The organism is Pseudomonas sp. NPDC098740 (assembly GCF_044760065.1).
GTDB classification, from domain to species: domain Bacteria; phylum Pseudomonadota; class Gammaproteobacteria; order Pseudomonadales; family Pseudomonadaceae; genus Aquipseudomonas; species Aquipseudomonas rossensis.
The window spans coordinates 40766-55868 of the sequence record NZ_JBIWAM010000034.1; the positions used below are offsets into that span (position 1 = coordinate 40766).

A 15103-nucleotide genomic window follows, 5' to 3' on the forward strand; every position below is an offset into this window, starting at 1 on the left:
CGAGCAAGCTCGCTCCCACAGGGGGGGGTGCCATCCACCACCCCATCCCGACTCCTACGGTGACGGAGCCGGTTCAGGTTCGTTGGTCACCCGCAGCAATCCCCAAAGCCCGGCGGTGTTGCCATAAGCGCCGTAATCACGGAACAGGTAATCGCCCGGTATCGCGTTGCTGCCCCCGGCGCTCGGGTGCATGAAACTGAAGTGCGCCGCCGGCAGGATGCTTTCGCGGGCGCCGATGTACATCGACATCGGGTTGAAACCGAACCGCACCGAACCCACCCCTGGTGTATTCGTCGGATAACCGCCGGTATCGCTCTTCTCCGACTGGAACGGGTTGACCGACCAGACGTGACCGTCAAGCTGGAAGGTCGTGCCGCGACTGCCACCGGTGGGCATCATGATGTGGGTGCGAAACGGTTGCCCCGGTTTCACATACAGCACCGGCGTCTGCGGATCGCCTCCCACCAGCGCGTTGCTGTAAGCCATGTGCGCATTGGGCACGTCACCATAACCATGGCCGTCGGCACGGCCGAATGGCGCATCCGGTGCCAGCCCGAAGCGGAACCACAGCGGCTCGGCCTTGTAGTTGATGGCCATGCTCGAGTTGTCCTGCGGATCGGTCGGCACCCCCAGGCCTTCCGCGGCAATGCCTTCCACCGGCCGACCGTTGGCCCAGCGAATGTTCAACGCTTTCTGCCAGACCATCGCAAAATCGCGGTAGGTGGTCTGCCCCGATGCGGTGACCGTCGCTGAGACTTTGCGTGCATCGTCAACCCAGGTGGCACCGATCGGCAGGATGCTCATCGCCCCGCCCAGGCCTTTCTGCGGCTGTTTGATGACGTCCGCCGGAGTGAAATTCAACCCGCCGAACTCCACCGCCGTGGCGTTGATGTTGTCGACACTGCGGCCCAGTTGCGTGATTGGCTTGCCTTCACGCTCCAGGTGCCCGGCGTAGTACTGATAGGTACGTGTCGGGTACGCGCCGACACTGCCAACACGCGGCGGCACGGTCTGGATCGGGTTGGCGCCGACGTTAGTGCCGTCGGATTTGGTGATGTCGTACGCCAGCAGTTGCGCGTGCAGGCCAACGTGGCTGGACGGCCGCATCAGGTTATTGCTGAAGGTGGTCGCCCCCAGGCCGCTGTTGCGATCACGCTTGACCACGCCTTGCATCACCGCTGTCTGGGTCAGGTCCGGCATGATCATGGGCAGACGGTTTTCCAGGGTGATTTTGATGCAATCACCGGCCGCCGCGCGCAGCACCAGCGGTTCGACAGGCACACCGGGGTTGAGCTTGCCGGTGATCGGGTCGAGATCGCCCTTGCGCACATAAAGGATCGCCGTCGGGTCATGCAGCGGCCCGCTTTGCCCGCCGATGGTGAAGGTCTCACCGTCTTCGGGGTCGGTCACGGTGACCTGCGCAATGCTCACGGGGCGCGAGTTGAACACCAGCGTGCCGCCCGCCGGATTCAACGGCCCGCCGACATGTTGCCCAATCCCCGCCGGATCGCCGATGGACAGGTTCAGCGGGTTGCCGAGGATGTCGTTGGCCAGCGCCGCGACCACTTCATAGTTGCGTTGCACGGTCGGCCGGGTGCCGATGCCATTAGGGTTGGCGCCGTACCGTGGGCAGATACCATCGAACGCCACAGTGTTGCGCATACCCATCGGTTTCGGGTTGTTCGGCAGCGCGAACAGATCGCTGCGCTGGGCCGTGTAGTTGCGCATCACGCCCCAGATCCCGCTCCAGTATCCTTCCAGGGAGGCGTCCATCGAGTACAGGTAGTCACCCGTGGTCGCGGCCGAGCTGGAGACCATCGACACCGGTGCATTGAAGCCCAATTGCTCGGAGATCCCGACCATCTGCGACGAACGCCAGCCCGAGTTGGAGCTGTTGCCGAACCCGGAACCGCTTTGCAGCCACTTCACACCGTGCAGGGTCACGTTGTGCTCTTCTTCATGACCGCCGGCATGCACCCGCAACCGCACGTTGTCACCGGTGTAGGTGCGCAGCATCGGGGTGAACGGGTCACCCGGTTCTGCGCCGCCACGGTTGATGTGTGGCGGGAACAGCGTAGTGCCGCCGGTTGGACCGGTGGCCGCGGTCACCAGGTTCGGCGCCAGGTTCATCGCCGGGATGGCGCGGTCGGTGCGGCTTTGCATGGCATACGCGAGGTCGCCGCCGAGGCCGTCGGCCTGCATGCCGCGCTTGCCGTCCGGGCCGATCTTGTTCGGGTCGTACACCCGCAGGGCCAGCGGTTCGTTGCGGTAATTGACCACGAACATACCAGGGTCATCGACCGAGATCGCTTGTGGGCATGGCCGGCTTGGGCAACCGGGCACTTGCCCGCCTTGCACTTCGACGATCCCTTCCAGCAGGTTGCTGGCGTTATTGCGCACCGGCGGGTTGATCGCGTAGCGGAAGCTGTCGGCGGTGGCCGGGAAGGCTTGCGGATCGGGCACACCATTGGGGCCGGCGCCAACATACACACCCGCTTCATAGGCGTGCTGGAAGTCGCTGTACTCAAGGAAGAACTCACGGAAGCTGTCGTTCTTGCCGTCACCATCGATGTCACCGGTGGAAATCACCGCTTGCCATGAAGTCGGCCCGCCATCCTGCCGCGCGCCGCTGTACAACGGCTCGCCGGTTTCAGCGTGGAACCAGGTGGAACCGGCCGGCTCGGCCAGCACAGTGGCGTACAGACCGACCTGTTGGTGAGTCGATGGGCCTAAGTGGTCGTGGGTAAAAATGGTCCCCAGCCCACGGTCGACACCTTTGGTGTTCACCACCGGATCGACAAACCAGCGCTGCATCGCCGTGCGCGCGCCGACCCAGTCAGCACGACCAAATTGACCGAAGTACGGGTGATTTTTGGCTTTCGGACAGGCCGGCGTGCCGTCACGTGGATCGGTGCCTTCGCACTGGTTGAACTCGCGAATGGCGCGGATACGTTCTTGCACGGCCCCCGGGGAAAGCACGCCGTCTTCATAGTTCCAGCCGTTGGACGAACCATCGGCAGACACCAGGTCCCATTTAGGCAGGTGAATGTGCTGGCCGATCACGTCGGTCGGCGTGCGCACCTGATAGTCGTCCATCTCATAGGTGGCCGGCACCAGGTTGGTTTGCTGGTACTGCACGCAGTCGAAGGTGTTCATGCGCATCACCAAAGGCTCAGGTGGGCGCTGCTTGGTGATCACCGGCCAGGCGTCTTCCCACAGAGCGAGAATGCGCGCTTGCGGGAAGTGGTAACCGACCTTGTTGTAGACCGCATCGAACTGAATGTTTGCGGCCTTATAGACCCGTGGACGGTCGGCGGTAAAAGTCGAAGAGCCGGTAAAGGACATGCCGTCGATCCGTTCACCACTGGCGAACTCGCCGGTGCCGGCGCTGCTGGTCAGGCGTTTTTGCCGGTCATCCATGCAAGGTTCGAAGTAAGGCGCGCCAGCCGTTGGCAACGCGCCGTTGGTGCCAAAGTTTCGCGCCACGATTTGATTACCGGGCAGCACGGCAAAACTTGGATGATCCTTTTTGGCATGGAACGCCATGGCCGCCTGTTCGACTTCGGTGCCCTCTTCCGGCATGTAAATCGGCTTGGCCCGGGTCACTTTCTTGGAGAAATCCAAGGACGTGGTAATGGTTTGCGCCTGGCCACCGGAGGAGAAGCCGTCCAGCGTATGGCGCCCCAGACCGCCGTCCCAGCCACCGGACTGAGCCGGGTCGAGGTTGGCCCACAAGGCGTTGCCGCTGGTTTTCAGGGACTGCGCCTTGGCAGCGTCGAGCATGTCCAGCGGTGGGGTCGGTGGACGCTGGCCGACCGAGCTTTCCATGCCGCCGATCCAGAATGGATAGCCAGGGTTTTTCAGGCTGCCGTCGGCATTGCGGTTGGCTTCACTGCGATCCACCAGGGCCAGGGAACCGAAGGCTTGAGCGTCATCATCGCCACCAGCCAGCAGGGTTTCGCCGATTTTCGGCACGACCGCGACTTTGCCCGGCATCGGTGCCATGGCTTTGCCGGGCAGCGGCACTACGGCTGGAATCGGTGTACCGGCAACGATCTCGCCATCGGGCAAGGCCCGGGCACCTGCAGCCGGTTTACCGCTGCGCAGCGCATAAGGTTCGCTGTGATAACCGTCGGAGCCCTGCTGGGAAACCTCGAGTTTGGTGCCTTCTTCAAAGACGTCATGCACCCGCCACATGCTCCACATGCCTTGGGCAAAGTGCGGATAGAAGTGGCAGTGATAAATCGCATCGCCCGCGACCCGGTTGCGGTTGCCCGAGCCACCGTTGGCGATTTCGTAGGTGTAACCGGCGCCCGGACCGATGCCTTGGGCGTCCACATAGTCGGAGTTGTCGTCGTTGGGGTTGAACAACCACTGGTGCCCGTGCAGGTGAAAAATGTGCTGCTCGTGGCCGTTGTGGGTGTTGCGGAATTTGATGAAGTCACCGATGTAGCTGTGGTTGACGTTGGACGCCTCGGACGGATACAGCGCCATGGTCGCCTTGACCCCGATCTGATCGGCGCTCGGCGTTTCACCGGGACGAATATTTTCCAGGCCGACGTTGGCCGGCACGTCCACCAGCATCGCCACATCGCCGACGGTGTGCGAGCTGAGGAAGAATTCTTCATAGGCGCACGACAGGCAATCGTGCATCGGCCCGACACCCAAACGGTTGGCGACCACTTCGGCGCCCATGCCGCCGGAGCCATAGTTGATCATGAACGAGTCGCGCGTCGGCTCCAGCACGTGGGCCATCACCGGGTCCGCCCAGTAAGCGGGGAACGCCTGGGTTGCGGCGGTTTCATCCTGGAACTGCGAGGCGAAATCGCGGAACGGTTCCAGACGATTCGGGATCGCCGGGTTGCGTTTGCCGATGGCTTCCAGCGGATAGGTCGACGGCGGGAAGCTGCCGTCGGCGTTGCTGCCCATCACGATCGCGTCGGTCTCGCTGGAAATGATTTCATTGCCGTCGACCATGTTTATGATCGGCGTGCCGGCCTTGCCTTCACGGATCCACGGTTCACGCTGCGGATAGCGCGCCTGGTAATCGACAATCGGTTGGCCGGCCGGGGTGCGGCCGACGCTGGCCAGGCGCATCTCTTCTTCGGTCACGGTGTTGCGATAGGTGCGGCCGCCCTTGGGCACCACGACCACTTGGCCGAACAGTCCGTTGGCCACGTTGCCCGCATCCCCTTCACCCCCGAAGGTCGCGCCGCGGCTGCTGGCGGCAAACGCCCCTTCGCGCTCGGCGTACAGAGTGTAGGAACGGGTAGCGCCGGGGGGAATCAAGGTATTGGCGTTGCGCCCGGTATAGGACGCAATGTCGTCGATGCTGTTGACCGCTTGCATGCCATTGACCTGGAAGCCGACGTGGCGGTCGGCGACCTGTTCATCGACCTTGAATTCGTCTTCGTTGCCGATGGCGACTTCGCCCTCAATCCCACCTTCTTCCTCCTCCCCGCTTTCGTGGCTGCCGGGGTTGGCCTGGTAGGCGAGCAGGTTCTGCAGGTTGATGGTCAGGCAATCACCGGCGGCGACACGCAGCACCAGCGGACGCGGACGCTTGTCGGGCCGCAGCGAAACCTTACCCGGCACCGCCGCCCCGCCCTGGGCCAGGGACATCTCGTGGTCATCGACCACATCGCGGCGCAGGGCGAACATCATGCCGTTGACGTTCTGTGCACCGAGGCGGTTGAACATCAGCGGCTGATCCAGCGCCACGACGTTGGCTACCAGATTGCGCTCGCAACGCACGGCTGCCTCAGCCAGCTCGATGCCCAGCATCGACGTCCCCAACAACAGCAATTTGAACAGGGACGGGGCGTAGGGTATGCCGGTCATGATCACGGGCCTCGCTGTGGATGCTCACAGGGAATACTTCTCGACAAATTCTCTTGAGCAATCCGCATGCCATAAATAATTTAGTTATTTTTCAATCAGTTATATGAACGACTTAATAACTTGGGGGATATTCCCCACCCAATCCCCCCATTCGGGCTGAAGATAACGTCCCCCAAAACGCACACCCAGTAGCAGCTGCCGAGCCTGCGTGCGGCTCTGTAGCAGCTGCCGAGCCTGCGAGGCTGCGTTCGGCTGCGAAGCAGTCGTGAGATCCGGCAACGCGGTGTTTCAGGAAAACCTCACGCTCAGGTTTTACGACGGCTGCGTCCGAACGCGGCCCGCGCCGAACGCAGCCTCGCAAGCTCGACAGCTGCTACAGGGCGATTGCGGTCTTCGGTCGGCGGTACGGATCGCGTTGCCCCACATATGGGGGAATCCCCCAATCACAGCGGTGCATCCGCGGCCAGGCCTTGCAAACGTCGGTATTGGCGCAAGACACCGGGCACGTAACGCTGGGTTTCGGCGAACGGCGGGATCACCCCGCCTCGGCTGAGCACCGCTTGCGGCCCGGCGTTGTACGCCGCCACGGCGAGGCTGATGTCGTTGTCGAACAGGGTCATCAGGCGCTTCAGGTATTTGGCGCCACCCTGAATGTTGGCTTTCGGGTCGTAGACATTCTTCACCCCCAACTCCCGGGCGGTGTCAGGCATCAATTGCATCAACCCTCCAGCCCCCTTGGGTGACCGGGCACCAGAGTCGTAGGCGGACTCGGCCTGAATCACGGCATGCAACAGCGCCGCCGGTAACTGATTGGCCGTGGCAGCCGCCGAAACCAGCTCGGCATAGGGCTGCCGGGCAATCATCTGCGGTTGTTGATCCATGCTGACCCGGGCGGATTCTGACTCGTGAATCACCCGTTCATAGGTGCGGCCGGGACGGTGGACATTGGACAGAACGTAGCTGCCCTTGGCGTCCACGGAAACGAACACATCGGCCTGTACGACGCCGGTCAACACGAGCAGACCGAGCAGTCCTGTGGTGAGTGTTTTCATTTTTTTGCCTCCCCTGCCCGGCCCCGAAAAATGGGGCTAATGCCCCAATGGCCGGTAGTAAACCAGCCATACGCAAGCACTGTGCCGGATGCGCGCAGGCCCGTAATTCAGGGGTTGCAGAAGAATGTCCGGGCATGTGCATGGCAATTGCATAAGCCTTCACGGCGACCCTTCTGCCGACTGTGTGAGGTCATCATGAATCAGCGTTTGCGTTCCACCCCGCGTACTCAACACGGGTTCACCCTGCTCGAGCTGTTGGTGGTGTTGGTGGTGCTGGGGCTGTTGGCCGGCATCGTCGCGCCGAAGTATTTCGCCCAACTGGGCCGCTCCGAAGTGAAGGTGGCCAAGGCGCAAATAGAAGGCCTGGGCAAAGCATTGGATCTGTACCGTCTGGAGGTCGGTCATTACCCGTCGACCGAACAGGGTTTGCAGGCGCTGGTCACCGCGCCCAGCGATGAAACCCGCTGGACCGGCCCTTACTTGCAGAAAAAACTCCCGCAGGATCCGTGGGGCCGCAACTACACCTATCGCCACCCCGGCGAAAACGGTGAATACGACTTGTTGTCCATGGGCAAGGACGGACAACCCGGCGGCGAAGGCGAAAACGCCGAAGTCACCAGCTGGCAATAACGGGAGTGGCGACCATGCGATTTCATCTCAAAGCCGTTGGCAAGGCCGGCGTCGTCTCGATGACCGTCGAGGCGCTCGGCCACAGCGAAGCCCGGCGTATCGTTGAAGACCAGGGCTACCGCGTGATCAGCCTGTACGCCGAGCGTCACTGGCGTGCGTTGCGCGTCAGGCAGCGCGAAACCTTCAACCTGGTGCTGTTCAGCCAGGAACTGACCACGTTGCTCAATGCGGGCCTGCCGCTGATCGATGCGCTGGAAAGCCTGGCGGAAAAAGAGAACGCGCCCCAGGCCCGCAAGACCTTGAGCGAACTGGTGCGCCTGCTTTATGAAGGCAAATCGTTCTCCCAGGCACTTGGCCAGTTGTCAGCGGTTTTCCCTCCGCTCTACGTAGCGCTGGTGCAGTCCAGCGAGAAGACCGGCGCCGTGGGCGATGCCCTGGGCCGCTATGTCAGCTATCGCCAGCGCATGGACGAGGTTCGGCAAAAAATCGTCAGCGCTTCGATCTACCCGATGCTGTTGCTGGTGGTGGGCGGTGGCGTGGTGTTGTTTCTGATGGGCTACGTGGTGCCGCGCTTCAGTCTGGTGTTCGAAGGGCTGGGCTCGAACCTGCCGTGGCTGTCGCAGATCCTGATGAGCAGCGGGATGTTCCTGCACGCCCATCAGGGCGAATTCTTCGGCACATTGCTGGCGATCATCGTCGCCCTCACCTTCCTCCAGCGTCAACCGGCCTTTCGTCGGGGCCTGGACCGTGTGATCGAAAAACTCCCGGCGGTCCATCAACGCATCTTCATGTACGAACTGGCTCGCTTCTACCGCTCGCTGGGGATTCTGCTGCAAGGCGGCATTCCCCTCGTCACCGCCATGGGCATGGTTCGCGGCCTGCTCACCGTCGCCTCCCGCGCGCGCCTGGACCAGGCCTGCGAACGGGTGCGCGAGGGTCAGTCGCTGTCGGCCGCGCTGGAGCTCAATCATCTGGTGACCCCCGTGTCCCTGCGCTTGCTGCGCGCCGGCGAGCAGTCCGGCAACCTTGGGCAAATGATGGAGCGCAGTGCCGACTTCTACGACGAAGAAATCAGCCGCTGGATCGAATGGTTTGTGCGCTTGTTCGAGCCCTTGCTCATGACCTTCATCGGCCTGCTGATCGGGGTGATCGTGATCCTGATGTACATCCCGATTTTCGAGCTGGCCTCAAGTATTCACTGACCCCTGGAACGGGATCGAGATGGACGTTTTAGAGCTCATCGACGATACAACTGAATAAATCAGTACGTTGAGGTGTTTACCCACTGAATCAAGTGCAAGTTGCACTCATCAACGTTCCAATCTGAATAAGAAGACGGAGAACGATATGCACATGAAAAAGCTTTTGCTGGCATTGGCTGTTGCTGCAGTTCTGTCGGCATCCACCGTTCTGATCCCGGACAGCCTGTCCGGTATGTCGAGCGCTCAAGCCAAAGACGGAGGCAGTGGCGGTGGCGGTAGTGGAGGCGGTAGTGGCGGCAATGGCGGCGGCGGAGGTAGTGGCGGTGGCGGTGGCGGTGGCGGCAATGGCGGCGGTGGAAGCGGTGGAAGCGGTGGCGGCGGCAATGGCGGCGGTCACGGTGGAAGCGGCAGTGGCGGCAATGGTGGAAGCGGCCACGGTGGCAGCGACCATGGCTCGGGGCATTCCGGCAACTCAGCCTCATCCTCCTCCGGGCGCAGTGGCACTCACGCTGAACCTGGGGATGATCACGGCGTTCATCGTGCCGGTGAAGTGGGCGATGACCACGGTGTGCATCGCTCGGGTGAAGTCGGTGACGACCACGGCGTGCATGTCGGCGGTGAACCGGGCGATGACAAAAGGAACTGACAACCCCGGCGGTGACTCGGGTTTCTCGGGAGTCTTGAGATCTATCGGTAACCGCGGGCCTGCAAATCAAACAACTGTGCATAGCGCCCGCCCGCGGCCACCAGACTGTCGTGATCGCCCCGCTCAAGGATCGCTCCCTGGTCCAGCACGATGATGTGGTCCGCATTGCGCACGCTGGAAAACCGGTGAGAGATCAGCAACGTCATCCGGCCTTCGGTGTGCTCACTGAAATGCTCGAACACCGCTGCTTCCGCCGCCGGGTCAAGTGCAGAGGTCGGCTCATCCAGAATCAGGATATCGGCGTTGCGCCGCATGTAGGCACGCGACAACGCGATCTTCTGCCATTGCCCGCCGGACAGCTCCTGGCCGCCGGCAAACCACCGTCCCAATTGCGTGGCATACCCTCGATCCAACCCTTCGATAAAGGGTGCGGCCATGCCCTCGGCGGCGGCCTCCTGCCAGCGCTGTTCATCGTTGAACGCCAGGGTGTCTCCGACGCCGATGTTCTCGCCGACGGAGAATTGGTAGCGGATGTAGTCCTGAAAAATCACCCCGATGCGCCGCCGCAGCGCGTCTTCTTCCCACGCTTGAAGATCGCTGCCGTCCAGCAGGATACGGCCCTGATCAGGACGGTACAGCCGCGTCAGCAATTTGATCAGCGTGGTCTTGCCCGAACCGTTTTCCCCCACCAGCGCCACACTGTGCCCGGGCACAAGGTGAAGATCGATGCCTTCCAGCGCGGCGCGACTGGCTCCCGGATAACGGAAGCCGACGTTTTCGAAACGCAGGCCATCGCCGGGCACGGCGCCCACGCTGAGGTTGCCGGTATCCGCCACAACAGGCTCAGCCAGGTATTCATAAAGACTGGAGAGGTAAAGGCCATCCTCGTAGAGACCGCTGATGGCACTCAAGCTGCTGCTTACTGCCGTCTGCCCCTGCTTGAACAACACCAGGTACATGGTCATCTGACCGAGGCTGATGTTGCCATGAACGGTATCGACCACCACCCAGGCATACGCCAGATAAAACGCGCCGGTGCCCAGCAGTCCGAGGACAAATCCCCAGCCATCTCGACGTAGCGTCAGGCGCCGGTCTTCGGCATAGAGCCGCGCGAACGTCTCGCGATAACGCTTCAACAGCAGTGGCGCGAAGCCGAACAGTTTGACCTCTTTGATGTAGCCCTCGTGAGAGAGCAGCGTCTCGATGTAACTCTGTTGCCGACTCTCCGGCGCGCGGCGAGTGAACAGTCTGAACGCATCACCGGAAAAATGTGCTTCGGCAAAAAACACCGGCAACGCGCCGACCACCAGCAGCACCAGTGCCCAGGGCGAAAAATGCACCAGCAACACACCGAAGCTGATCAACACGATCAGATTCTGGATCAGCCCCAACGACTTCATCACCAGCGCCAACGGCCGGGTCGAAGCCTCGCGGCGGACCCGAACCAGTTTGTCGTAGAACTCGGAATTCTCGAACTGCACCAGCGATAACGTTTGGGCCTTCTCCAGAATCATCGTGTTGACCTTCTGCCCCAACTGCACCCGCAACAGCGATTGCTGGACCGACAGCGCCCGCTGAGCCCCGGACAGCAACGCGAGCACGCCCGCTTCAAAAAGCACATAACGCACGACCGGCCACAACGGCGCGCTGCCCTGTTGTGCGTGCAACTGCATGGCGGTGACCACCGCATCGACAATGCGTTGGCCCAACCAGGCGGCCAGTGCCGGGAGTACACCGGCGATCAGCGTCGCCAGCACCAATCCCAGAAACAGTCCGCGTGACGTTGCCCAGACCAGCAGCAAGGCGCGTCTCGCCTGGTCGAGTAACAAGGTGAAACGATCAAGAACAGGGTTCACTCCGTGAGCTCCCCCTGATACCTCGCCCGATACCGTCCCGGACTTTCCCCCGTCCACTTCTTGAACGCTCGATGGAACGCACTCGGCTCCTGAAAGCCAAGCTGCTCGGCAATGTCACTGATGCTCGCTCGGCTCTGGCGCAGCTGTTCGAAGGCAACGCCACGCCGCACCTCGTCCTTGATCTCCTGATACGAACACCCTTCCCGTTCGAGTTTACGGCGAAAGGTGCTGGGGCTCAGGTTCTGTTCCAGGGCGAAGGCCTGCAAGGTCGGCCATTGGCTGTAATGGCTGTTACGCAGGCGCTGATGGACCTGCGACGCCAGGCCGTGCTGATTACGAAAACGGATCACCAGCCATTGCGGCGCGGTGCGCAAAAACACTTTCAGGGATGCCAGATCCTGAACCACCGGCAGACGCAGGTAGTGGCTGGCGAACTCGATTTCGGTGCGCTCCGCGCCAAAGGTCAGGTTCGGTCCCCAGAGTAAACGGTCATCGCTGAGCGACACACGCTCATGGCGAAAGTCTGCGCGATCGATAGGAATGCGCCGCCCACCCAGCCAGCAGAGCAGACTGATCATCAACACCAGGAACGTCTCCTCGCCCAAACGGCTGACGTCGCTGTTTGGCGAGTGGTTCTGCAAGCTGATCACCGCACGTTTGCCGCGCACCGTCAGCGTGCCGCGAAAGTCCTGGAGGAACAGCGCGAAATTGGCCAGGCACTGGCGCATGGCTTTGTGCAGGTCAGGCTCCTGAATCAATGCCCGGCAGATCAGGGCGAAACTGCCTGGCGGCATGCCATGGGAGTCGAGCCCGAAGAATTCATCGTTAAGCTCGCGGATCTGGATCAGCCACAATGCGGCAAACGCACTCGCCGGTACACGCGCGGTGGGCTGCTCCATCAACGCCGGATCGATGCCGGCCTGTTCCAGCGCAGCCCTCTGACGTTGCGGATTGTTTCCCAGCCCATAGATCATTGCCTGCACGAAGTAGGCGGAAACCGAGTCCTTTTCCCGCATGTGAACGCTTCTCTCCCCATCACCCGAATGGCAAAAAACACCAGTGCCGTTGAACAGTTTCGGCATAGGACAACCGCCCTGCCGGCTCTAGACTCGCGGCCAATAGTACGCCTTCGGCCACTATGGCGGCCAAGGTATCGCGGGATTTGATCGGAAGGACAGAACATGAATCTGCAAAACATTGGCGTGATCGGCGCAGGCACAATGGGCAATGGCATCGCGCAAGTCTGCGCCTTGGCCGGTTTTAACGTGACCTTGCTCGACATCTCCGAAAGCGCCCTGCAAAAAGCCATCGCAACCGTCGGCAAAAACCTCGATCGGCAGGTTGCCAAGGAAACGCTGACGCAAGAGCAAAAGCTCGCCGCCCTCGACAAGATCCGCACCAGCACCGATTACAGTAGCCTGCAGAACGTGCAACTGGTGATCGAAGCCGCCACCGAAAACCTCGACCTGAAACTGCGCGTGCTGCAACAGATCGCCGCGCAGGTCAGCGCCGAGTGCGTGATCGCCTCCAACACTTCGTCGCTGTCCATCACGCAGCTCGCTGCCAACGTGAGCCAGCCTGAGCGCTTCATCGGCCTGCACTTCTTCAACCCCGTGCCGGTGATGGGCCTGATCGAGGTGATTCGCGGTTTGCAAACCAGCGACGCCACCCACGCCCTGGCGCTGGACATGGCGACCACTCTCGGTAAAACCGCGATCACCGCGGGCAACCGTCCGGGTTTCGTGGTCAACCGGATTCTGGTGCCGATGATCAACGAAGCGATCCTGGTGTTTCAGGAAGGCCTGGCCAGCGCCGAAGACATTGACGCCGGCATGCGCCTGGGCTGCAATCAGCCGATCGGACCGTTGGCGTTGGCGGACCTGATCGGCCTGGATACCGTGCTGGCGATCCTCGAAGCCTTCTACGACGGCTTCAACGATAGCAAGTACCGTCCTGCTCCACTGCTCAAGGAAATGGTCGCCGCCGGGTACCTGGGGCGCAAAACGGGGCGTGGCTTCCATGCCTATGCCTGAGCGTTGCTCGCGCTTTGCCGAGTACCGGGACAAGGTGCTGGAGCTGTTCGCCTGCAAAGGTTTCGGACAGGTCGGCATGCGTGAGCTCGCGACCTGCCTGGGGCTCGCTCCCGGCTCGTTGTATCACCATTACCCCAGCAAACAGCACTTGCTGCTCGACCTGATCGAAGAGTTCTACGAAGAGCTGTTGGCAACCTTGGGGCGGATCCAGCAAAAGGCGCCGGCAAAACGTGACAAACTCCATGCCCTCATCCGAGCGCATTTGAACCTGCATCAGGAGATGCCCTGGCATTTCCGTCTGGCAGAGCGTGACAGCGGCTGCCTGAATGAAGAGCAACAGAAACGGGTTCGGCAGCTGCGCGAGCAATACGAGCGCAAGTTGCTCATGATGCTTGGGCCCCGGTCGCGGTTCAGTGAGCAAGGCCTGTTGGCCACCGGACATGCAATCGCCAACTTACTCAACAGTGCGCCCAATTGGCTGGCGCAGCACACGCTGAGTGAAGCGGAGCGAGATGAGCTGCTGGAAAACCTGGTCAGCGGTGCCATCGAGCGTTTGCTGCGCCCCTCAGTTCCACGCGCAGTAGCTTGAGGACCCAGGACGATATCCCCGTGACCGTGGATCGACACCTAGGCGCCGGAAGCCATAAGCCACGTCGCTTCAATAGAAAAAACATCTAAACAATTCCCGCCAATCACGACATCTAACGCTTTGCTAATGGGAGCCCAATCACTGCGGAGCCTGAGGTGAATTCGGCCTCTCTTCGCCTCTTCGTAACCGGGAGCAAAGCATGAAAATCAATCCCTATCTGATCTTCAACGGCGATTGCAAAGCCGCCTTCACCTTCTATGCCCAAAGTCTGCGAGGCCAGATCGAAGTCATGATGACCTTCGGCGAAAGCCCCGCGCGCGAGCACTTCCCGGCGGACTACCACAACCTGATCATCCACACCCGCCTACTGGTGGGCGATCAGGCGATCATGGGCTCGGACACAACACCTGATCGTCCTACTGACGAAATGAGCGGCTGTTCGGTTTCACTGAATGTCGACAGCATTGCGGAGGCTGAACGGGTGTTTTCTGCGTTGTCGGACGGCGGCAAGGTGGAAATGCCACTGGAAACCACGTTCTGGGCGGCTCGCTTCGGCATGTTGGTTGATCGGTTTGGTGTGTCGTGGATGGTGAATTGCGAAAAGGATCAGTGAAACTCACTTTCTCAAGTCATAAAAAAAGCCCAACCTGAAAAGGTTGGGCTTCTGGCAACTGCCGGACTGTCTGCTACCGTCAACACGCTATCTCGTACAGCAGCGGATTGTTCGGAGGAACCCCACTATGCCTGCCCATGACGTGCCTTGGTCCACTCGTTTCAAACTGTCACTGCTGGCTGGAGGGCTCACCGCCACTTTGCTCGCGCTGAGTGGGTGCGCCACCGTCGATGGGCGTAGAGCATCCCGCGCCGACGCTCGCCAGCGAGGTCGTGGTGCTGCACACCGAGCCTCTTCGCCCTCACGTCCGATTGGGTGAGGTGCTCATCGATGCCAGCGTCGAGCCTGCTCCTCCCATCACTCAGGTAGAAGAAAAACTACGCGACGAGTCCGCCAAGCTCGGCGGCGATGCCGTGGTGGTGGTCTACGACCATATCCAAGCGGTGGGCACCTATGTCAACGGTCCGCTTTGGGCTCGCGACGTAAAAACCATCGAAGGTCGGAAACTCAAAGGGATTGTGATCAAGTATCGGTAATGTCCGCTCGCACTTTCCTGCGGGCAAAACAAAACCCCTACCTGCATACGCAGATAGGGGTTTCGGAATTTAATCTTGACGATGACCTACTCTCACATGGGGAAA

The 15103-nt window shown here is 61.2% G+C and carries 10 protein-coding genes and 1 pseudogene; 7 read left to right on the forward strand and 4 right to left on the reverse strand.

Features of this window, described 5'->3' with window-relative positions; translation table 11 throughout:
- Positions 1–54 precede the first annotated feature (54 nt).
- Together mnxG and ACIQU2_RS26865 are read right to left on the reverse strand one after the other, a co-directional pair.
- Positions 55–5841, reverse strand: a complete 5787-nt coding sequence (gene mnxG / locus ACIQU2_RS26860) for a manganese-oxidizing multicopper oxidase MnxG (RefSeq protein WP_403145241.1) — start codon at positions 5839–5841, stop codon at positions 55–57.
- 443 nt (positions 5842–6284) lie between these two features.
- A complete protein-coding gene (locus ACIQU2_RS26865) occupies positions 6285–6893 on the reverse strand; it encodes a lytic transglycosylase domain-containing protein (protein ID WP_347806387.1) in 609 nt (202 codons plus the stop codon).
- 195 nt (positions 6894–7088) lie between these two features.
- Here ACIQU2_RS26865 and gspG point away from each other — a divergent pair, with 195 nt between their 5' ends.
- From gspG to ACIQU2_RS26880, 3 genes are all read left to right on the forward strand, one after another.
- Complete coding sequence (gene gspG, locus ACIQU2_RS26870; protein WP_347806388.1) at positions 7089–7523, forward strand: type II secretion system major pseudopilin GspG; 435 nt, start codon at positions 7089–7091, stop codon at positions 7521–7523.
- A gap of 14 nt (positions 7524–7537) precedes the next feature.
- On the forward strand, positions 7538–8725 hold the full coding sequence (locus ACIQU2_RS26875) for a type II secretion system F family protein (protein ID WP_403145245.1): 1188 nt from the start codon (positions 7538–7540) through the stop codon (positions 8723–8725).
- A gap of 145 nt (positions 8726–8870) precedes the next feature.
- A complete protein-coding gene (locus ACIQU2_RS26880) occupies positions 8871–9371 on the forward strand; it encodes a hypothetical protein (protein ID WP_403145248.1) in 501 nt (166 codons plus the stop codon).
- A 41-nt stretch (positions 9372–9412) separates the two neighbouring features.
- Here ACIQU2_RS26880 and ACIQU2_RS26885 read toward each other — a convergent pair whose 3' ends face one another.
- Both ACIQU2_RS26885 and ACIQU2_RS26890 read right to left on the reverse strand, forming a co-directional pair.
- A complete protein-coding gene (locus ACIQU2_RS26885) occupies positions 9413–11227 on the reverse strand; it encodes an ABC transporter ATP-binding protein (RefSeq protein WP_403145249.1) in 1815 nt (604 codons plus the stop codon).
- Positions 11224–12243 (reverse strand): AraC family transcriptional regulator, encoded by a 1020-nt coding sequence (locus ACIQU2_RS26890; RefSeq protein WP_403145250.1) that lies wholly within the window; start codon positions 12241–12243, stop codon positions 11224–11226. Before ACIQU2_RS26890 ends, ACIQU2_RS26885 begins: the two co-directional genes overlap by 4 nt.
- A gap of 165 nt (positions 12244–12408) precedes the next feature.
- On the opposite strand from ACIQU2_RS26890, the gene ACIQU2_RS26895 reads away from it, so the two are divergent.
- The 4 genes and pseudogenes from ACIQU2_RS26895 to ACIQU2_RS26910 all read left to right on the forward strand — a co-directional run bounded on the left by ACIQU2_RS26895 (position 12409) and on the right by ACIQU2_RS26910 (position 14998).
- Positions 12409–13260, forward strand: coding sequence for a 3-hydroxybutyryl-CoA dehydrogenase (locus ACIQU2_RS26895; RefSeq protein WP_347806310.1), 852 nt, complete (start codon positions 12409–12411; stop codon positions 13258–13260).
- On the forward strand, positions 13247–13849 hold the full coding sequence (locus tag ACIQU2_RS26900; protein WP_403145253.1) for a TetR/AcrR family transcriptional regulator: 603 nt from the start codon (positions 13247–13249) through the stop codon (positions 13847–13849). Before ACIQU2_RS26895 ends, ACIQU2_RS26900 begins: the two co-directional genes overlap by 14 nt.
- 199 nt (positions 13850–14048) lie before the next feature.
- Complete coding sequence (locus ACIQU2_RS26905; RefSeq protein WP_347806308.1) at positions 14049–14462, forward strand: VOC family protein; 414 nt, start codon at positions 14049–14051, stop codon at positions 14460–14462.
- A gap of 127 nt (positions 14463–14589) precedes the next feature.
- Positions 14590–14998 (forward strand): annotated as a pseudogene (locus tag ACIQU2_RS26910) (hypothetical protein).
- The last annotated feature ends 105 nt before the right edge of the window (positions 14999–15103 follow it).